This is a genomic window from Streptomyces sp. NPDC092952 (assembly GCF_044754785.1).
Lineage (GTDB): Bacteria > Actinomycetota > Actinomycetes > Streptomycetales > Streptomycetaceae > Streptomyces.
Window position 1 is genome coordinate 615,572 of sequence record NZ_JBIVPT010000002.1, and the last position, 19,040, is coordinate 634,611.

Annotated in this window: 15 protein-coding genes; 6 read left to right on the forward strand and 9 right to left on the reverse strand. The window is 72.8% G+C overall.

From position 1 onward, the window contains the following. Positions 1–189 precede the first annotated feature (189 nt). Positions 190–720, forward strand: coding sequence for a TerD family protein (locus ACIQGQ_RS06655; RefSeq protein ID WP_402391503.1), 531 nt, complete (start codon positions 190–192; stop codon positions 718–720). Positions 721–1,094: 374 nt separating this feature from the next. Here the strand turns inward: ACIQGQ_RS06655 and ACIQGQ_RS06660 are convergent, their stop codons facing one another. The 7 genes from ACIQGQ_RS06660 to ACIQGQ_RS06690 all read right to left on the reverse strand — a co-directional run bounded on the left by ACIQGQ_RS06660 (position 1,095) and on the right by ACIQGQ_RS06690 (position 9,443). Continuing rightward, positions 1,095–2,126 carry a LacI family DNA-binding transcriptional regulator gene (locus tag ACIQGQ_RS06660; RefSeq protein ID WP_402391506.1) on the reverse strand — a complete coding sequence of 344 codons (1,032 nt, stop codon included), beginning with the start codon at positions 2,124–2,126 and terminating at the stop codon, positions 1,095–1,097. A 197-nt stretch (positions 2,127–2,323) separates the two neighbouring features. Continuing rightward, positions 2,324–3,820: a GH1 family beta-glucosidase gene (locus ACIQGQ_RS06665; protein ID WP_402391509.1), complete on the reverse strand. Its 1,497-nt coding sequence runs from the start codon at positions 3,818–3,820 to the stop codon at positions 2,324–2,326. A 135-nt stretch (positions 3,821–3,955) separates the two neighbouring features. After that, the gene (locus ACIQGQ_RS06670) at positions 3,956–4,891 is read right to left on the reverse strand and encodes a carbohydrate ABC transporter permease (RefSeq protein WP_402391512.1); all 936 of its coding nucleotides are present in this window, start codon (positions 4,889–4,891) and stop codon (positions 3,956–3,958) included. Positions 4,892–4,906: 15 nt separating this feature from the next. Beyond that, positions 4,907–5,905, reverse strand: a complete 999-nt coding sequence (locus ACIQGQ_RS06675) for a sugar ABC transporter permease (RefSeq protein ID WP_366296957.1) — start codon at positions 5,903–5,905, stop codon at positions 4,907–4,909. Positions 5,906–6,026: 121 nt separating this feature from the next. Then, positions 6,027–7,358, reverse strand: coding sequence for an extracellular solute-binding protein (locus tag ACIQGQ_RS06680; protein ID WP_402391515.1), 1,332 nt, complete (start codon positions 7,356–7,358; stop codon positions 6,027–6,029). Positions 7,359–7,933: 575 nt separating this feature from the next. Further along, positions 7,934–8,872, reverse strand: coding sequence for a spermidine synthase (locus ACIQGQ_RS06685; RefSeq protein WP_402391518.1), 939 nt, complete (start codon positions 8,870–8,872; stop codon positions 7,934–7,936). 109 nt (positions 8,873–8,981) lie between these two features. Next, positions 8,982–9,443: a hypothetical protein gene (locus ACIQGQ_RS06690; RefSeq protein ID WP_402391521.1), complete on the reverse strand. Its 462-nt coding sequence runs from the start codon at positions 9,441–9,443 to the stop codon at positions 8,982–8,984. A 268-nt stretch (positions 9,444–9,711) separates the two neighbouring features. Between ACIQGQ_RS06690 and ACIQGQ_RS06695 the strand changes: the two genes are divergently transcribed. Beyond that, positions 9,712–11,055, forward strand: a complete 1,344-nt coding sequence (locus ACIQGQ_RS06695; RefSeq protein ID WP_402391524.1) for a tetratricopeptide repeat protein — start codon at positions 9,712–9,714, stop codon at positions 11,053–11,055. Positions 11,056–11,143: 88 nt separating this feature from the next. On the opposite strand, the gene ACIQGQ_RS06700 is transcribed toward ACIQGQ_RS06695, so the two are convergent. Beyond that, positions 11,144–11,740 carry a histidine phosphatase family protein gene (locus ACIQGQ_RS06700; protein ID WP_366296962.1) on the reverse strand — a complete coding sequence of 199 codons (597 nt, stop codon included), beginning with the start codon at positions 11,738–11,740 and terminating at the stop codon, positions 11,144–11,146. Positions 11,741–12,059: 319 nt separating this feature from the next. On the opposite strand from ACIQGQ_RS06700, the gene ACIQGQ_RS06705 reads away from it, so the two are divergent. The 4 genes from ACIQGQ_RS06705 (at position 12,060) to ACIQGQ_RS06720 (ending at position 18,152) form a co-directional block, all read left to right on the forward strand. After that, complete coding sequence (locus ACIQGQ_RS06705) at positions 12,060–13,064, forward strand: phosphatase PAP2 family protein (protein WP_402391995.1); 1,005 nt, start codon at positions 12,060–12,062, stop codon at positions 13,062–13,064. 1,062 nt (positions 13,065–14,126) lie between these two features. After that, positions 14,127–15,719: a hypothetical protein gene (locus ACIQGQ_RS06710; protein ID WP_402391527.1), complete on the forward strand. Its 1,593-nt coding sequence runs from the start codon at positions 14,127–14,129 to the stop codon at positions 15,717–15,719. Then, on the forward strand, positions 15,716–17,050 hold the full coding sequence (locus tag ACIQGQ_RS06715) for an AAA domain-containing protein (RefSeq protein WP_402391530.1): 1,335 nt from the start codon (positions 15,716–15,718) through the stop codon (positions 17,048–17,050). The genes ACIQGQ_RS06710 and ACIQGQ_RS06715 overlap by 4 nt, the downstream gene beginning before the upstream one ends. A gap of 460 nt (positions 17,051–17,510) precedes the next feature. Next, entirely contained in the window at positions 17,511–18,152 is a 642-nt protein-coding gene (locus ACIQGQ_RS06720) for a class I SAM-dependent methyltransferase (RefSeq protein WP_402391533.1), read from the forward strand. 25 nt (positions 18,153–18,177) lie between these two features. On the opposite strand, the gene ACIQGQ_RS06725 is transcribed toward ACIQGQ_RS06720, so the two are convergent. Further along, complete coding sequence (locus tag ACIQGQ_RS06725; RefSeq protein WP_402391997.1) at positions 18,178–18,699, reverse strand: Imm21 family immunity protein; 522 nt, start codon at positions 18,697–18,699, stop codon at positions 18,178–18,180. Positions 18,700–19,040: the final 341 nt, after the last annotated feature.

A 19,040-nucleotide genomic window follows, 5' to 3' on the forward strand; every position in this document is an offset into this window, starting at 1 on the left:
TCCGTTTCATCACCCTCTGTTTCGCCCCTCGGTATCGCCCCTCGGTATCGCCCCGACCGCGGGCTCGGGGTCGCTCACTGTCCACCGGAACGCGCTGGTGTAGGAACCCTTCTGACGTGCCATGATGAATGAAAGACCTTGGCTGCAAGCGATGTTGGCGCATGACCGCACGGAAGAGGAGGAGGGTTGGTGAACGGCACCAGAAAGGACGTTCGCAAGATAGAGGTGTCGCTGAAATGGCAACCGAGCCCCGCCGGTGAGCCTGCCAGCCACCTGGACATCGTCGCTGCGACCTACCTGACGGCTGCCCCGCACGGAGACCCCTCGTACATAGTGCATTGGGACAGCCGCTCCCCCGACGGCACCATCTACCTCAACCGGGACAGCAAGGACGGCAAGGGTTTCGGCTGGGACGAGGTCATGACGCTGGAACTCGACCGCCTCGACGCCCGGTACGGGCGCGTGGTCGTCGGCGTCGTCATCCACCAGAAGGCCCGCCGCAGGACGTTCGACGGCGTACTCGACCGCGGCCTGCGCCTGCGCGAGGGCTACACGGTCCTGGCCGAGGACGACTTCGGCGGCGTCCTGGACGCGACGGCGGCGACGGTCGGCGAGTTCGTACGCGAGGACTCCGGGCGGTGGAACTTCAACCCCGGGATCCGCGGATACGACAAGGAGCCGGACGCCTTCATGCGAGTCATGGGCAACCCCGTCGAGTAGTGACCGAGGTCGGCACCGCCCGCCCCCGCCACCTCGCCGCCCGACCCGGCAACTCCTGTTCCCGTGCGCCTCGATCACGCCCGCGGAACGCCCCCGCCCCTTCCTGCGCCATGGCACGGGGAGGGGCGGTCCCGTCGCTGTCGCGGATTACCGCGCTTCGGCAACCACGCGCTGGGCTGCCGCTACTTCGGCTTCGCCTCCCTGGGAGGCTGCCATGCTGAGAGGGTCGTCGGCATCGGCAAGATTGCTCGAAACCTGACCCTCCGCACCCATCGCCACAGGTCGCGGAGGCTGGTCCCCGCGCATGCGGGGCGGCCCTCCCACGTTCCGGGCTGGTGGAGGTTGAGCATCTGGTCCGCGTGTGTGCGGGGGGGTCAGGACGAGTCGCGGATCATCAGTTCGGTGGGGAGGATGATCTGGGGGCGTTGCTGGGGGTCGCGGTCGATTTCTTCGAGGAGGACCCGTGCCATGGTGCGGCCCATTTCCTCGATCGGCTGGCGGACGCTGGTGAGGGGTGGGTCCATGTGGCGGGCCACTGCCGAGTCGTCGAAGCCGATGAGGGCCACGTCGTCCGGGACGCGGCGGCCGGATTCGCGGAGGACCTGGCGGGCGCCTGCGGCCATGACGTCGGAGGCGGCGAAGACCGCGTCGACGTCGGGGCGGCGGGCGAGGAGTTCGCGCATGGCGTGGGCGCCGCCCTCCTCGGTGAAGTCGGCGGGGGCGATCAGCTGCTCGTCGGGGGCGAGGCCGGTGCCCGTGATCGCGTCCCGGTAGCCGTCGAGGCGGCGGCGGGCGCCGTACACGTCCAGGGGGCCGGTGATCGTGGCGATGGCGCGGCGGCCGCGGGCGTGCAGGTGGTCCACGGCGGCGCGGGCGCCCGCGAAGTTGTCGGAGTCGACGGAGGCGAGCTTCTCCGAGGCCGATCTGCGGCCGCTCATCACGGCCGGCATGCCGAGCTGTTCCAGCAGGTCGGGAAGGGGGTCGTCGGCGTGTACGGACACCAGCAGCACACCGTCCACGCGGTGCGCGGTCAGGTACTGGACCAGGCGGCGGCGCTCGCGGTCGTTGCCGACGAGGGTGAGCAGCAACTGCATGTCGGTGTCGGCGAGGGCCGCGCCGACCCCTCGGACGATGTCGGAGAAGAACGGCTCGGCGAAGAAGCGGGTCTCCGGCTCGGGCACCACCAGGGCGATGGCGTCCGTGCGGTTCCCGGCGAGGGCGCGGGCCGCGCGGTTGGGTACGTAGCCCAGTTCGGCGACGGCCGCCTCCACCGCCTCGCGGGTCCGTGCGCTGACCCGGGGCGAGCCGTTGATGACGCGCGAGGCCGTGCCTCGCCCCACCCCCGCCCGTGCCGCGACCTCTTCGAGCGTGGGCCGGCCACCGCTCCGTACTCGCGCTGCCGCCATGGCTGCCTCCCGTTCGCGGTCAATTTCTCATAGCCGGACGCCCGGACCAAAGTCCGGGCATCGGGCCCCGCAGCACCCGTACGGGTCGGGCGGCAGCTTCGCACCGCCTTTCTGGGAGCGCTCCCAATTCTAGGCGCGGGAGAGTGGCGGAGACCCGGACCGGGGTGGCCGGGTCTCCTGGAGGCGAGGGGGTGGGGTCAGGGGGTTGTGGGCGGGAGGGCGTTGCGGCGGATGACGTCGGTGTACCAGTGGGCGCTCGCCTTGGGGATGCGGCGCTGGGTGGAGTAGTCGACGTACACCGTGCCGAAGCGCTTGGAGTAGCCGTACGCCCACTCGAAGTTGTCCATCAGGGACCAGAGGAAGTAGCCGCGGACGTCGGCGCCGTCGGCGACCGCGCGGCGGATGGCGTCGAGGTGGCCGTGGAGGTAGGCGATGCGTTCGGGGTCGGCGACGTGGCCCTCGGGTGCGATGTAGTCGTCGAAGGCGGCGCCGTTCTCGGTGACCATCAGCGGCAGTCCGGGGTTCTCGCGGGCCACGTCGAGCAGCAGGTCGTGCAGGCCGTCCGGGTCGATCGCCCAGTTCATCGCGGTGCGCTCGCGGCCCTCTGCGAGGTGGAAGGCGACATGCTCGGAGCCGGGCCACGGGGAGTGGTCGCTGTTGCCGTGCCCGTCGTCGCGGGAGTCGCCGGCGCCGTCGGCGGGGGTGGAGACCACGGTGGGGGTGTAGTAGTTGACGCCCAGGATGTCGACCGGGGTGGAGATGGCGGCCAGGTCGCCGTCCCGGATCAGCTCCGGCCAGTCGACCAGGTGGCCGGTGTCGGCGAGCAGGTCCTCCGGGTACGCGCCGCGCAGCATCGGGCCGGTGAAGATCCGGTTGCCGACCGCGTCGATCCGGCGGGCGGCGTCCGCGTCGTCCGCGCTGCCGGTCAGCGGGCGGACGTGGTGGAGGTTGAGGGTGACCGAGATCTGCGCGGCAGCGGGGAGGTGGTCGCGCAGGATCCCGGTCGCCCGGCCGTGGGCGAGGTTGAGGTGGTGGGCGGCGCTCAGGGCGGCGGCGGGCTCGGTACGGCCCGGGGCGTGCACGCCGGAGCCGTATCCGAGGAAGGCCGAGCACCAGGGCTCGTTGAGGGTGGTCCAGGTGGTGACGCGGTCGCCGAGCGCGCGGCCCATGATGTCGGCGTAGTCGGCGAAGCGGTCGGCGGTGATCCGCTGGGGCCAGCCGCCCGCGTCCTCCAGGTCCTGGGGCAGGTCCCAGTGGTAGAGGGTGGCGACGGGGGCGATGCCCGCTTCGAGGAGCTCGTCGACGAGCCGGCGGTAGAAGTCGAGGCCGCGTTCGACGGCCGGGCCGCGGCCGGTGGGCTGCACCCGGGGCCAGGAGATCGAGAAGCGGTAGGCGGTGAGGCCGAGCCGCTTCATCAGGGCCACGTCGTCGCGGTAGCGGTGGTAGTGGTCGGCGGCGATGTCCCCGGTGTCGCCGTTGCGGACCTTGCCCGGGGTGCGGCTGAAGGTGTCCCAGATGGAGGGGGTGCGGCCGTCCTCGGCGGCGGCACCCTCGATCTGGTACGCGGCGGTGGCCGCACCCCAGACGAAGCCGGGCGGGAACTGCGCTGCCGGGTCGGTTCCGGGCCGCGGAGCGGTTTCGGGCTTCGGGGCGGTGGCGGACTTCGGGGCGGTTTCGGGTCGTACGGCAGTCATACGGGAGCGCTCCCAGGGTGTGCGGAGGGAATGGGGGGCAGGACGGGCAGGCGGAGGGGTGGGCCGGGGAGAGGCCCGGCCGCCCCCTGACGGCGGGGTGGCCGGGGCGGGGGTTGGGCCGGGACGGACCCGGTGTCAGCCCTTGACGGCGCCGGACATGATGCCGCCGACGATCCGCTTGCCGAAGATCACGAACACCACGAGCAGCGGCAGCGTGCTGATCAGGGCACCGGCCATGACGATGCTCTGATCGGGGGTGTAGGAGGCGCTCAGCTGGCCGAGGGCCACCTGGAGCGTGGGGTTCTGCTGGTTGAGCGCGAGGTAGGGCCAGAAGAAGTCGTTCCACGCCTGTACGAAGGTGAGCATGCCGAGCACCATCATCGCGGGGCGGGCGACCGGCAGTACGACGCTGAGCACGATGCGGAAGTTGTTCGCGCCGTCGATCTTGGCGGCCTCGACGAGTTCGTAGGGCAGCGCCTCGCTCAGGTACTGCCGCATGAAGAACACCCCGAAGGCGCTGACCAGGGTCGGGAAGATCACCGACTCCAGCCGGCCGCCCCAGCCGATGTCGGACATCATCATGAACAGCGGTACGACGCTGAGCTGCGGCGGGATGGTGAGCGTGGCGATGACGCCGGTCATCAGCGCGCCCCGGCCCCGGAAGCGCATCTTGGCGAAGGCGTAGCCGGCCAGGGTGCAGAAGAAGAGCGTCGCGGCGGTGATGCAGCTGGAGACGATGACGCTGTTGACGATGGCCTTGCCGAGGTTGGCGTCGTTCCAGGCCGCGTCGAGGTTGTGCAGGAGCCGCCCGCCGGGCAGGAACGGCGGGGTGGTGGCGAGGACTTCGTCCTGGGTGTGGGACGCGGCCACCAGCGTCCAGTAGAGCGGCAGCAGCGAGCCGATGCCGACGACGGCCAGGGCGATGTACGCGAACGGGCCGCCCTTCAGCTGCTGTCCCGCGCCGGGCCGGAAGCGGATCGGGCGCCGGGCCTCCCGGCGGGCGGCCGGGGCGGCCGGGGCGGCGGCCCCGGCGGTGGGGTCCGGGGCCTTCGTGGGGCTGGTCGTGGTCATGAGAGTCGCTCCCGGTCAGACCGCGGATGTGCGTACGAAGCGGCCGACGAGCCAGTTGGCCGCGGCGATGATCAGCAGCAGGGCGAGCATCGCCCAGGCGACGGCGGCGGCCGGGCCGAGGTGCCCGAGGTTCCAGCCGTAGTTGTAGAGGTAGACGCTGAGCGTCTCGTACTGATTCTCGTTGCCGCCGATGGCGCCGAGGCGGCCGCCCTCCAGCAGCAGCGGTTCTCCGAAGAGCTGCATGGAGCCGATGGTGGAGATGACGATCGTGAAGAGGATCGTGGGCCGCAGCGAGGGGATGGTCACCTTGCGGAACTGCTGCCAGCGCGAGGCGCCGTCCAGCGAGGCCGCCTCGTACAGATCGGTCGGTACGGCCTGCATGGCGGCCAGGTAGATCAGGGCGTTGTAGCCGGTCCAGCGCCAGATCACGATGACGGAGATAGCGATCTTCGAAGTCCAGTGCCCGTTGGCCCAGTTGGTGTCGCCGAGGCCGACGAAGTGCAGCACCCAGTTGAGCAGGCCGCCGTCGGCCCGGAAGACCAGGGCGAAGACGAGCGCGGCGGAGGCCACCGAGGTGGCGTACGGGGTGAGGACGACGGTCCGCCAGAAGGTGCTCGCGCGGAGCCGGTAGTTGAGCAGATGGGCCAGGCCCAGCGCGACCAGCAGCTGCGGGACCGTCGACATGACGCCGATCAGGAAGGTGTTGGCGACGGCCGTCCAGAACTCGGAGTCGTGCAGGATCGTGTCGAAGTTCCCCCAGCCGACCCACTCCATCTGGTCGAGCCCGGTCATCTCCACCCGGTGCAGGGCTATCCACCCGGTGTAGATCAGCGGGTAGAGCCCGAACGCGCCGAAGACCAGGAAGAACGGGGCGATGTAGGCGTACGGCGATGCCTTGTCGTCGAAGCGCCACAGCCGGCTCCGCCAGGGCCGCCGGGCGGCGGCGGCCGGGGCGTGCGGAGATCCGCCGGGTGGCGGGACGTGTGCGTCCCGGGTGGGAGTCGAGGGGGCCACGGGCGGGAGTCCTTCCCTGGGATGCGGGTGCGTACCGGCGGACGGGCTGCGGGGTGAGGGGTGAGGCGGCACGGGCCGGTGCGGGCGCGCCCGGAAGGGGCGGCGCCCGCACCGGTGGCGGTCAGCCGATCGCCTTGTCGATCGCGTCGGTCGCGGCCTTCCACGCCTTGTCGGGGTCGGTGCCCCGCTGCTCCATGTTGGTGATCTGGGTGGAGATGGTGTCCTTGATGGTGGCGTCCTTCGGGCCGAGCACCGCCTCGGGGATGGTCTTGGCCTCGTCGGCGTAGATCTGCCCGATCGGGGCGTCGTTGAAGTACGGGAGCTTCGCGTTCTTCACGTCGGGCAGTTCGTAGGCGCCCTTGTTGGACGGGAAGACCCCGATCGCCTTGAAGACGGCGGCCTGCTGCTCGGGGGCGGTCAGCCACTTCACGAGCTTGCCGGCCTCCTCGACGTTCTTGCCGGACTTGGGCACGGCGAGGAAGGAGCCGCCCCAGTTGGCGGCGGTGGCGCCGGGCGCGGTGGTGATGTCCCACTTGCCCTTGTTGCCCTCACCGGCGTTGACCGAGATCTGTCCGGCCATCCACGCGGGGCAGGTCACCGTGGCGACGGTGCCCTTGCGCAGGGCGGGGACCCAGGTGTTGGTGTCGAACTGGGCGAGCCCCTGGGAGAGCTTCTTCGCGGCGACCTCGGAGGCGAGCTTCCAGCCCTGCTGGACGCTGGGGCTCTCCTTGTAGACCGGCTTGCCGCTCTTGTCGTAGTACTGCTCGGCGTTGGAGCTGACCACGGCGTTGAACATGGCGCTCGCGGAGTCCATGAAGTACGTGCCCGCGGGGGCCTTCTTCTTGTACTCCTCGCCGAGCTTGAGGTAGTCCTCCCAGCCGCCCGCGATCCGCTTGGCGACCTCCTCGCGGTCGGTCGGCAGCCCGGCCTTCTTGAACAGGTCGGTGTTGTAGCAGAGCGACATCGGACCGATGTCGGTCCCCGCGCCGATCACCGCGCCGTTGGCGGCGGTGGCCTGCTTCGCCTTCCACGAGACCCACTCGTCGACGTCGATGACCTTGCTCAGGTCGGCGAAGGAGTCCGCCTTGGTGTCGACGATCTCCTTGATCCGGCCGACCTCGATGCCCTGGATGTCGGCGAGCCCGCTGCCCGAGTTCAGCTGCTGGAGCAGCTTGGGGTAGTAGACCTTCTCGTCGGCGGTGACGTCTTCCTTGATCGTGACGTTCGGGTGGAGTTCGTGGTACTTGGCGAAGAGCCCGGCCTCCTTGTAGCCGAACTGTCCGAAGTCGGCGATCGTCAGCGTGACGTTCCCGTCCTTGTCGGGCCCCTTGCTGCCCGACGTGTCCGAGTCGCTGCTGCAGCCCGTCAGCAGCAGGGCCGAGACCGTCAGGCCCGTGGTGGCCAGAACCGCGGCTCTGCGGCTCGGACCGGCGACGGTGCGGGTGATGCGCATTCCACTACTCCTTGTTCCGGGTGGGACGTGCCGGGGTGGGGCTCGGTGTTCCGGTCGCGCGGCACGGCCGGCGGCGGGAACGGGAGCGGGCGGTGGGGGACCCGTCCGACGTGGGAGCGCTCCCACGCGTCGATGTCGGAAGGTTCCTGCCTTGAAGGGGTGGGTGTCAAGAGTTGAAGACGCTTCCGTTGCCCGAGCGTGTCCGGTAAGTCATGGGACCGTGTCCCGCCCGGGTCTTGCCGCGCTCCGTATACGGGCCGGACGACTTCGGCCCCTCAGCGGGAACGCGCAGGCCGGAGCGGGTGACCGGGGGGCCGTACGGAGCGGGCGCCGCGGCGGGGCGCGTACGGGCCGGAGCGGACGCCGACCGGGCCGCCCGAAGGGTCCGCCCGCCGGAAGGTGAACGGGGCACGGCGCGGCGGGGCGGACGGGAGCGGATCGCCCGCCTTCCCCGTTCGAGGCTTCGAAGCCGGTGCGGAGTCGGCGGCCACAGCATGGGCGGCAAGGCGGCCCCGACGTCCACCTCCACATCGCCAAGGACATGCCCGTCGCCGACGGACCGCATCGCTCCGCGCTCAGCCGAAGGCGGTGGGCGGCGGGGCCGGGGAAGGACGGGCGTCCGCGTCGTGGACCGGTGCGGCGCCGCCGGTGAAGTCGGCCAGGGCCCGCCCGTGTTCGACGCGGCCGGGGTGCGGGTCGGTGGCCACCCTGCGGGTCAGCTCCGCGAGCCTCGGCGGCAGGTCGGAGGCGAGCAGCACCGCGTTGCCGAAGCGCTTGCCGCGCCACACGGCCGGGTCGGCTGCGAGCGCGAGCTCCGGGAAGACCGTGGCGGCGGTGGCGATCTGGCCGCGCAGATGGGCCAGCGGGGGCCCGTCGGCGAGGTTGGCGACGTAGCTCCCGCCGGTCTTCAGGACGCGGCGGACCTCGGCGAGGAATTCGGTGCTGGTGAGATGGGCGGGGGTGCGGGCCCCGCTGAAGACGTCGGCGATGACCAGGTCCGCCCAGCCGTCCTGGATCTTCCCGAGGCCGGCGCGGGCGTCGGTCGCCCGGACCCGGATCCTGGCCTGCGGGTCCAGCGGGAGTTCCCGGCGCACCAGTTGGACGAGGGCGGCGTCCACCTCGACGATCTGCTGGGTGGAGCGGGGCCGGGTCGCGGCGATGTAGCGGGCGAGCGTGAAGGCCCCGCCGCCCAGGTGGACGACGTGCAGCGGCTGTCCGGGCGGGGCGAGGAGGTCGACGGCATGGCCGATCCTGCGCTGGTACTCGAAGGACAGGAACGTCGGGTCGTCGAGGTCCACATGGGACTGCGGGGCCCCGTCCAGCGTCAGCGTCCAGGCCCGGGGCCGCTCCCGGTCGGGTACGAGCTCGGCGAGACCGCCGTCCACCGGTTCGGCGACGGGCTCCGTCCCGCGCCCTCCCCGGCCCCCGGCCGCGCCGCCGGCCTTCCCGGCCTTCCGGTCGGACCTCTTGCGGGCGCCCGCGCCCCCGTCCGACGACGTACCTCGACGTGCCACCGCTGCTCGTGCCCGCTCACTGCTCTTGGTTCCGGGCCGGTACGGGACCGGCCGTGGCGGAAGGACCCGCCCACCCGCTCAATTATGGGCGCATGGGCGGGGCGGGCGGTCAGCGACAGCTGTCGGCGGCCTCGATGAGCCGGGCCGCCCGGTCGAGCGCGACCCGCAGATCCGCCGGGTCGGTGACCGGGGCGTCGGCCTCGGGCAGCAGCCAGCCGCTGCCGATGACGGGCGGCTCGGCGGGGATCCGCAGCCCCCGTCCGGCGGTCCGGGTGCAGGCGCTGCCGGGTACGTCCCACGCGTCGGCGGTGCCCGGCGGCACCAGGAACCCGAGGGTGTCGCAGGCGCCGTCGTGCAGGACGGGGCCGACCCGCTGCTCGGCCTCGCGGCGCAGGATGTCCACGGCCTCCAGCCCCTGCCGGGCCGGTACGGTCACCAGATCGCAGGGGACCGCGCCGTACTCCTCCGGTGTGGCGCCGTACTCCTCGGGGAGCGCGGCGGACGCCGGGGGGTCGGCGGCGGCCGGGGTCGTCGCAGTGGTCGGTGGTTCGATCTCCGTGCCGAGACGCAACAAGGGACCTCTCCTCTCATCGCCGGGCGGAGCCGGATTCCGTGGTCACATGGACCAACGCGCCGACCACGTCAAGGGCTACGGTGGCACGCCGCCGCAAAGGGTGGCAGTTCATGGCGGATCCCGCCCGTAATGCCCTCTTTGTCAAGAAACGTCGTGTGTGGAGATCCACAACTGCCGGTACGTTTTAGCTCCGTCGGGTCATCCGCCGGGACACCGGACGCTTTGGGCCCGGCTGCAGAGGTGCTGCAGAAGAGAGGTCCCGCGCATGGTGTCGTCAGGGGCAGTGCCCAACCTCGCCTTCCGGCGGCTGCGCGGACAGCGCTCCGCCGGGGAGTTCGCTGCCGCCGTACGCAGATCGGCTCGTGAGATCGGCGAGCAGGTCGCGTGCGACGCCCGGTACATCGGACGCGTGGAGTCCGGCGAGATCCGCTGCCCCAACTACGCGTACGAACGGGTCTTCCTGCACATGTTCCCCGGCACGACCCTGGTGGACCTGGGCTTCTCACCGCGCGAATCCGTGCGCGGCCGGGCGGCGCGGTCCACCGCCCCCTCCCCACCACCCCCCACTCCCCACAGCAACCCCGACGAGGAGAGCGACGTGCTGCGTCGCGTGTTCATGACGAGCGGCACCACCTTGGCCGCATCCCTGGGTCTGGGTCTCGGCGGCGCGTCCGCCGCCGAGGCCTCGCTCCCCCACCCCCGCCGAGTCGGCGAGAGAGAGGTGAGCGCCGTCGAGAAGGCGGTGCGGCACATCCGGCTGCTCGACGACCGGCACGGCGGCGACGGCCTGTACCGCAAGGCCTCCCGCCCGCTGCGGATGGCGTACGCGCTGCTGGACTCCGGGCCCACCGCCCGGCGCTCCACCGCCGACCGGCTGCACGCCGGAGCGGGCGAGCTGGCCATCTCGGTGGGCTGGCTGGCCCACGACTCGGGACGGTGGGAGGACGCCCGCTCGCACTACGCGGAGGCGCTGGCCACGGCGCGGGTCTCCGGTGATCCGGCGCTGGAGGCGCACGCGTTCTGCAACACGTCCTTCCTGGCCCGGGACACCGGGCGGCACCGCGAGGCGGTGCGCGCGGCGGAGGCCGGGCAGCGGGTGGCGCAGCCGCTCGGCTCGCACCGGCTCCAGGCGCTGCTGGCGCTGCGGGAGGCGGGCGGCCGGGCCGGGCTCGGTGACCGTACCGGGTGCGAGCGGGCCATCGGCCGGGCGCTGACCGCCTTCAGCCGGGGGCCGGGCGACTCCGACCCGGAGTGGATGAGCTTCTTCCGGGAGGCGGAGCTGGAGATGCTGGAGGCGCAGTGCTGGTCGACGCTGGGCGACTGGTCGCGGGCGGCCCGGCACGCCCGGCGCGCCACCCGGCTCCAGGACCCGCACTTCACCCGGAACCTGGCCCTGTACCGCACCGAACTGGCCTGGGACCTGGCCCGCGCGGGCCGGGCCGAGGAGGCGGCGGCCACCGGCCACCAGGTGCTCGACCTGCTGGAGAACGTCCGGTCCACCCGGATCCGGGGGATGCTCGCGGCGGCGGTGGAGGCGCTCCGGCCGCAGCGGGCCACGGCCGAGGTGCGGGAGTTCCTGGACCGGTACGAGGCGGTGGCCCCGGCGTAGGACGTGTTCCAGGGGGAGCGTCGTCCGCCCGGATTCCCGGAAGGCGGCCCGGGGCCCTTCGCGGCCGGGGCCGCCTCGCGGGTGGCGCTCAGCTCTCCAGGTGTCCGGTGTCGTTCCAGCGGTGGATCGCGGGGGCGCCGTAGGCCCAGCCCAGTACGGAGAGCGAGGTCGGGTCGAGCCGGACGCGCGCCCCGAACGACAGGTCCTCGCCGAGCCAGCGCGCGCCCAGGGCCCGCAGGATGTGGCCGTGGGCGAAGACCAGTACGTCGCGGTCGGCCGAGCGGGCCCACGCCACGATCTCGTCGGCGCGGGCGGAGAGCTCGGCCGTGGTCTCCCCGTCCGGCACCCCGTCGCGCCAGATGAACCAGTCCGGCCGGATCGCCTTGATCTCGGCCGGGGTCATCCCCTCGTAGGCGCCGTAGTCCCACTCCAGGAGCGCGTCCCACGGCTCGGCCCGGTCGCCGAAGCCGGCGATCTCGCAGGTCTCGCTGGCCCGCACCAGCGGGCTGGTGCGCACCTCCACGTCCGGCAGCCCGTTCCACGGCGCCCGCCGCAGCCTCTCACCGAGGAGCTTCGCGCCCGCCCGGCCGGAGTCGAGCAGCGGGATGTCCGTCCTGCCGGTGTGGTTGCCGTTGACGGACCATTCCGTCTGGCCGTGCCGGGCGAGCAGGATACGCGGTGCCATGACGGCTCTCCCTGTGCTGACTGTGCCGAAGTCTGTGCTGATGAGGTCTGTGTCGAGGTCCGTAACGACCGTGCCGAGGTCCGGGTCCGGACCCGCTGGACCGGCCGGACCGGAAGGCCGGTGGCCCGGAACCGGGACGACACGGATCATCCGGTCGTACCATCATCCCGCACATGATCGGGAGGCAACCTCACGGGCCGGTGCGACGTCCCACTGCGCGGAGGAATCCGCACGCACCGGGCCCATACGGACCCCGGGGGAACCGCTGACGCACCGCACCGTACGGTTGAACGCCCGTCGTCGGTCGCATGAAATCATGATGGAGAGCTACCGGATGCAGGATGCCAGCACCGCGCCCGCGCCGCGCCCGCGGCCCCGTTGGTGGACCGAGCTGCCGCTGCTGGCCCTGGTGTACGGAGCCTACTCGGCGGGCCGTCTGGTGGCGCGCGGCGACGTGTCGACCGCCGTCGACCACGGGCTGGCGATCCTGCGGCTGGAGCAGACGTTCCGTATCAACTTCGAGCATCCGCTGAACCGGCTGTTCACCGCCCACCCCTCCATAGGCATACCCGCCGACTTCGCGTACGCGTCCCTGCACTACCTCGTCACGCCGGTCGTACTGGTCTGGCTCTTCCGCCGCCGCCAGGAGATCTACCGCAGGGCCCGCGCCTGGCTGATGACCTCCACGATGCTCGGCCTGATCGGCTTCACGCTGCTGCCGACCTGCCCGCCCCGGCTGCTGGAGGCCCGGCACGGCTTCGTCGACACCATGGCCCAGTACAGCTCGTACGGCTGGTGGGGCAACGAGGCCAGCGCCCCGCGCGGCATGGGCGGCATGACCAACCAGTACGCGGCGATGCCGAGTCTGCACGTCGGCTGGGCGATCTGGTGCGGCATCCTGCTCTGGCGCCACAGCCGGAACCCCTACGTCCGGGCCGCGGGCGTCGCCTACCCCGTGATCACCGTGCTCGTGGTGATGGGCACGGCCAACCACTACTTCCTCGACGCGGTGGCGGGCGCCGCCGTGATGGGGGTCGGGGCGCTGCTGGCCCGGCCGCTGATGCGGCTCGCGGACCGGATCGCGGAGCGGTTCTCCGTACGGTTCCCGGGGCTCGCGCCGAAGACGGTGGCCCCGGCCGCCGGTGCGGAATCCGCGAATGTCAGTGCCGGGTGCGAGACTTCGGCGGGTGAGCGCATCCCTGGCCAGCGAACCACCTCCGCAGACGCCGTCGTCGCCGCGACCGGCGGCACCTCCCGGCCCGGTTCCACCACCCCGGCGGGGACAGGAGCGGCCGGCGACGGCGCTCCGGCGGCAACTCGCTGAGCTGCGCGGACCGGCCGTCCCGCCGCGTCCGCTGGACGCCCGCGCACTGGCCGCCCTCGCCGCCAACCCCGGCTGCCGCCGCCGCGCCCTGCTGGACGGGGCCGGGGTCGACAAGGCCGCGCTGGCGACGGCACTCGGCTCACCCGCACCGTTCGGCCAGTCGCAGTTCGCCCTCGTCCGGGGCAACGCCTTCGAGGCCAAGGTCAAGGCCGACGGCGGCGCGGAGCTGATCCGGCTGCTGCACGAGCGGCTCGGCCCCGGCGGCGAGCCGCCGCGCGAGATCGCGGTGCCGGATCTGTCGGCGGCGGGCCCCGAGGGCCGCGCGGCGCGTACGGCGCTTGCGCTGCGGGAGGCGACGGAGGCGGGCGGCTGGGCGCTGCTGGACCATCCGATGCTGGCGCTGGAGGTGGCGGGCTCCCCCGCCTATCTGGAGCCGGACGCGGTGGCGGTGCGCCCGGACGGTACCTGGACGGTCGTCGAGATCAAGTCGTTCCCGATGATCGACGGCTCGGCCGACGCGGCGAAGGTCGGTGCGGCGGCCCGGCAGTCCGCCGTCTACGTGCTGGCGCTGGAGCGGGTCGCGGAGCGGATCGAGGGCGCCGGGGTGGACCACAGGGTGCTGCTGGTCTGCCCGAAGGACTTCTCCAACCTGCCGACCGCCTCGGTGGTGGACGTGCGCAAGCAGCGCGCGGTCACCCGCCGCCAGCTGGGCCGGCTGGCCCGGATCGAGGACATCGCGGCGGCCCTGCCCGAGGGCACCACCTTCGATCCGGCGTGCTCCCGGGAGCGGTTGGACGCGGCGGTGGAGTCGGTCGGCGCGGCGTACGCCCCGGAGTGCCTGGCCGCCTGTGAGCTGGCCTTCCACTGCCGGGCGAAGGCGCGGGCGGCCGGTGCGGTGGAGGCGCTGGGGCGGAGCGTGCGCGGGGAGCTGGGCGGGCTGACCACGGTGGGCGAGGTGCTGGCGGCCGCCTCCGGCGAGGAGGGCGATCCGGCGGACCCGACGGTCGCCGCGCTGCGGCGGGCGTCGGCGTTGCGGGCCGAGGCGCTGGCGGGCGGTGCGGCATGTCGCTGATCGGCACCCTGGCCCGGCTGGAGGCGGTGGAGAGCGGCCGGGCGCGGCCGCTGGCCACGGTCCGCCACCGCCATCTCACCGACCGGCCGCTGGTCCTGGTCCCGCTGACCACGGCGGGCGAGGCGGGCGCCCCGCTGGGCGCGCTCGTCGGCACGGACCGGGAGGCGCCCCGGCTGCTCACGGTGGCGCAGCCGCGCGACCGGGATCTGCGGTTCGCCTTCCTCGCCGAGCTGGCCGAGGCGGTGCTGCCGCACATCGGCTCGTACGAGGACGTGGTCGAGCCCGCCGAGCGGAACGAGACCGATCCGGGGACGGGGAAGCGGGCCAAGGTCGAGGTCGAGCTGTGCGTGGACGCGCCGCAGCTGATCGTGCCGAGCCGGGCGGGCATCGAGTACGTCCGGCTGCTGGGCCGTTCGATGCGGTTCCGGCGCACCGCGGAGGACGATCCGGACGCCCCGTACCCGGCGCCCGCCCGGGTGCCGTTGCTGGGCCGCTGGCTGACGCACTACGGGGAGCGGGCCCGGGTGCCCGGCTCCTCGCTGCTGCTGGCCGCGACGGATCTGCTGAACCGGCACTGGGCGACCGGGCAGAGCAGCCTGGAGGACCAGCACCTGGGCGCGCTGCTGGCCTGGATCGACCCGCCGGCGGGCGAGTCGGGCGCGGCGGCGGCGTACCGGGCGGAGCTGGGCCGGGACGGCGAGGGGCAGCTGCTGTGCCCGCCGGCCGGTCCGGCCACGGACCCGGCGTTCGACAACCGGCGGCTGGCGCCCGCGATCGAGCGGTACGACCGGGCGCGTACGTCGCTCGCCGCGGCCGAGGACGGCCTGGCGGCCGATGCCCGGCTGGGCGGGCTGACCACCGCCGAGCGGGAGATCCGGGCCCTGCTCGCCGACGTGACGCGGCCGACCTGGGACGCGGTGTGGCGGGCGCTGGACGTGCTGCGGGAGCTGCCCGAGGGGCCCCGGGCCGAGGAACGGTGGACGCGGGACCGTTGGTCGTTCACGGGGCACCGGGACCGGGTGCGCTCGGGCGAGCCGCCGCAGCCCCGCCGGGACGACGCGGTGACGGCGGCGCAGAAGCTGGCCGCGCGGGAGACGGCGCAGGCCCAGCTGGAGGCCCAGGAGGCGCTGGACGATCCGCTGGTGCTGGCCGGGCGGCGGCTGGCCGGTGAGGCGTTCGTGGCGGAGGTGACGGAGGTGGTGATGGCGTACAGCGAGTCCAAGCGCCCCGCCCCGCGGCCGCTGCTCACGGTCCGTACGGACGAGCAGCCGCATCTGGGTGAGCGCACCCGGGTGTACCGCTCGCTGGACGGCCGGGCGCAGACCGCGGAGTTCGTGGCGTACGACGACGAGGGCGGCCTGGTGCTGAGGGTGCTGGACCGGATGGGCCGGGGCAAGGAGCCGGCCCCCGGTTCGGTGCCGGGGCCGGGCGACCGGATCGCCTGGACGCTCTTCGAGCACGAGCAGCGCGGCGGCCCGAAGCTGCCCGACCCGGAGGACACGCCCTGGACGCACGGCGGCCCGCCGGGCGCCCCCGGGCGGACCGAGCTTCCCGACCCGGTGACCACGGAGGACCTGCTGTGACGGACGTTCTCGATCCGGGGACCCGGGCCGCGCGGGCGACGGAGGCGATCCTCGCCGACACCCTGGGCGGTACGGAGCGCGGCATCGTGGTGGACTCCCCGCCGGGCGCGGGCAAGTCGACGCTGGTGGTGCGGGCCGCGCTGGAGCTGGCGGCGGCCGGGCGGCAGCTGATGGTGGTCGCGCAGACCAACGCCCAGGTGGACGACCTGGTGGTGCGGCTGGCGGAGAAGGAGCCGGAGCTGCCGGTGGGCCGGCTGCACAGCAGCGACTCCGACCCGTACGACAAGGTGCTGGACGGGCTGGACAACGTACGGAAGTCGGCGAAGGCGGCCGATCTCGCCGGGCTCGACGTGGTGATCTCCACGGCCGCCAAGTGGGCCCATGTGAAGAACGTCGAGCCGTGGGGCCACGCGATCGTCGACGAGGCGTACCAGATGCGGTCGGACGCGTTGCTGGCCGTCGCGGGGCTCTTCGAGCGGGCGCTGTTCGTCGGCGACCCGGGGCAGCTGGACCCGTTCTCGATCGTGGGCGCGGACCAGTGGGCGGGGCTGTCGTACGACCCGTCGGCGAGCGCGGTCTCCACGCTGCTGGCGCACAACCCCCGGCTGCCGCAGCACCGGCTGCCGGTGTCCTGGCGGCTGCCCGCCTCGGCGGCACCGCTGGTGTCGGACGCGTTCTACCCGTACACCCCGTTCCGCAGCGGGACGGACCACGGCGACCGGCGGCTGTCGTTCGCCGCGGCGTCGGACGGCTCGGCCCCGGACCGGGTGCTGGACGAGGCGGCGGAGTCGGGCTGGGGCCTGCTGGAGCTGCCGGCCCGGCACACCCCGCGTACGGATCCGGAGGCGGTCCGGGCGGTGGCCCTGGTGGTCCGCCGGCTCCTGGACCGGGGCGGGCTGGCGAGGAGCGAGCGCTCGCCGGACCCGGTGCCGGTGACGGCGGACCGGATCGCCGTCGGCACCGCCCACCGCGACCAGGCGGCGGCGGTGCGGGCGGCCCTGGCGGAGCTGGGGGTGAGCGGCGTCGCGGTGGACACGGCCAACCGGCTCCAGGGCCGCGAGTTCGACGTGACGGTGGTGCTGCACCCGCTGTCCGGCCGCCCGGACGCGACGGCCTTCCACCTGGAGACGGGCCGCCTCTGCGTCCTGGCCTCCCGCCACCGCCACGCCTGCGTCGTGGTCTGCCGCGCGGGCGTCGCGGACCTGCTGGACGAGCACCCCTCGACCGAGCCGGTCCAGCTCGGCGTCACGGTCAAGTTCCCGGACGGCTGGGAGGCCAACCACGCGGTCCTGGCCCGGCTCGCGGAGCACCGGGTGTCCTGGCGGCCGTAATCCGTACGGCCGCGGGCGTCCTGGCCGGCACGGATGGCTTCGGTGGGTTCGGTAAGTTCAGTTCCTTCACACAGGGATGCCTCTTCAGCCGCCCCGACCGGCCGCCCCGGACTGCTGTTTATGCAAACACGCGCATAGTCGCCTTCGTGCATGGACGGCTCACCCATGCCGTTCGTACTGTCGTGACGACCGGCCCGCGGGACGCTACATCCACCACGTTCCACACCTGCCCGGCCAGGGAACGCAGCAGCCGCCCGCGCTGCGGGACACGGTCAGGGCCATCAAGGCTTCCGGCTTCGGGATCGACCCGGAGCTGTGGACCATGAAGGACGCGGCCGACTGCTCCCAGTGCCACGCCGGGTGCACGGACAGCCCCAACAGCGGGAAGTAGCAGCACAGCACGTGACCGGGACGGCTCCCCTCGGAGACGGGGGTAGCGTCCCCCTGTGAAGGGAACGGCATGGAGGTTGCTGAAGCCTGGGAGCGGTACGCCCAGGGCCGGACACCACGGAGGGAGACCAACGCTTCCGGTGCCCGTACGTGGTTGAACTGGACGCAGTACGCCGACCACGGCCCTGATGAATCGATCCTCGGGGACCTCCAGGGCCGGACCGTTCTGGAGCTGGGCTGCGGTACGGGCTGCAACCTGGCCCACCTGTCCACCCTGGGGGCCATCTGCACCGGAGTGGACATCGCACCCAGTCAGCACAAGAAGGCCGTAGCCCGATGGGGCGGCCTTCCCGGTCTCACCTTCCACACGGCAGAGGTGGCCGAGTACCTGAGCCGCACAGACACCCTCTTCGATGTGGTCCTGTCCATCTTCGGGCCTGTCTGGTTCACGGACCCCGAACAGTTCCTCCCTCTCATCCGGAAGCGGCTTTCTCCTGGCGGGGTGCTGACCTTCTCGCACAAGCCCCCGACAAAAGGCACGGAGCCGGTCGGCACCCTGAGAGAGGCCAGGGCGGTGACCAGGTGGGACTACACCCCAGAAGAATGGTCGGTGCTCCTGGCTTCCTCCGGGTACTCGAACTCCGGAGCCGAGACCGTCCCTCCCCCTGGGGACCAGGAGGCAGGAACCCTCCTGGTAAGGGCCTACGCATAGGACCCCGCCCTTGCCCGAATACCCCTCATCCGGCGGGCAGGAGCTGGACCAGACCGACCCGGTTCTCCCCGTCCGCCCAGGTCTGCGTGGCACGGACTCTCCAGCGGCCGGCGGGCAGCGGGACCGATGCCTGGGCGGGCACCCCGCCGCCGGGATGCTCGATGCCCAAGTCGCAACCAGATTCGGCGGAGTCCATGAGCACCGCCGGACCGTCCGAGACCCAGGTGCCGCACTCCCCCCACTCCGTGGCGGGGTCCGCGAGGACGGCATCCGCCGCGGCGCCCAGTCCGGCCTCGCTCTCGGCGGCGAGCCACCGCAGAAACGTTCGGTGCCGGGGCAGGTAGCAGCTGGTCGCCGGCTCGTCCGCCAGCACCAGTGCCTGCGCTCCATTCCCGTCGACGGGGATCACACCAGCCAGATCGTCCACCGCGCAGGCCCGGTCGTAGTCGTCCGGCGCGGTGGCATCTCCCGCCATGAGGCCACTCTCCATGCACCCGCCCCAGGACGCCAGTGCGGAAACGGGGACGACGACCAGGGGGCCGCCCATCGACTCCACCCAGACAGGGGAAGGGCGAGAAGCGTCGTCCGCGGCGGATGAAGAGGTGATCACTCAGTCAGTGTGCCCTCGCCCACGCCCAGGATGGCGCGCACCGCCGAGCGAACCGGAACCGTGGGAACGCCAAGGCCCCCGGAGCCACCGCACCTGTCCACCCGGCGAGCCCGTTGGCACCGGGGACAGGGGTGACCGGATCCCGCCCGGCGTCATCGCGCCACCACCCGGACTTCGAAGATCTCGTTCCGGGGCGCGAACTCGGGGCCGGCACGCGGCGCGGGCGCCATCTATCCAGGTCAGAGCCTTGCACTGTACGGAACATGAGACACCGTCAC

Excerpts from the sequence above, each read along its gene's own strand:
- ACIQGQ_RS06660 (WP_402391506.1), bottom strand. The coding sequence starts at position 2,126 with ATGGCGGCAGCGCGAGTACGGAGCGGTGGCCGGCCCACGCTCGAAGAG.
- ACIQGQ_RS06665 (WP_402391509.1), bottom strand. The coding sequence starts at position 3,820 with ATGACTGCCGTACGACCCGAAACCGCCCCGAAGTCCGCCACCGCCCCG.
- ACIQGQ_RS06670 (WP_402391512.1), bottom strand. The coding sequence starts at position 4,891 with ATGACCACGACCAGCCCCACGAAGGCCCCGGACCCCACCGCCGGGGCC.
- ACIQGQ_RS06680 (WP_402391515.1), bottom strand. The coding sequence starts at position 7,358 with ATGCGCATCACCCGCACCGTCGCCGGTCCGAGCCGCAGAGCCGCGGTT.
- ACIQGQ_RS06695 (WP_402391524.1), top strand. The coding sequence starts at position 9,712 with ATGGTGTCGTCAGGGGCAGTGCCCAACCTCGCCTTCCGGCGGCTGCGC.
- ACIQGQ_RS06700 (WP_366296962.1), bottom strand. The coding sequence starts at position 11,740 with ATGGCACCGCGTATCCTGCTCGCCCGGCACGGCCAGACGGAATGGTCC.
- ACIQGQ_RS06705 (WP_402391995.1), top strand. The coding sequence starts at position 12,060 with ATGGAGAGCTACCGGATGCAGGATGCCAGCACCGCGCCCGCGCCGCGC.
- ACIQGQ_RS06710 (WP_402391527.1), top strand. The coding sequence starts at position 14,127 with ATGTCGCTGATCGGCACCCTGGCCCGGCTGGAGGCGGTGGAGAGCGGC.
- ACIQGQ_RS06720 (WP_402391533.1), top strand. The coding sequence starts at position 17,511 with ATGGAGGTTGCTGAAGCCTGGGAGCGGTACGCCCAGGGCCGGACACCA.
- ACIQGQ_RS06725 (WP_402391997.1), bottom strand. The coding sequence starts at position 18,699 with ATGGGCGGCCCCCTGGTCGTCGTCCCCGTTTCCGCACTGGCGTCCTGG.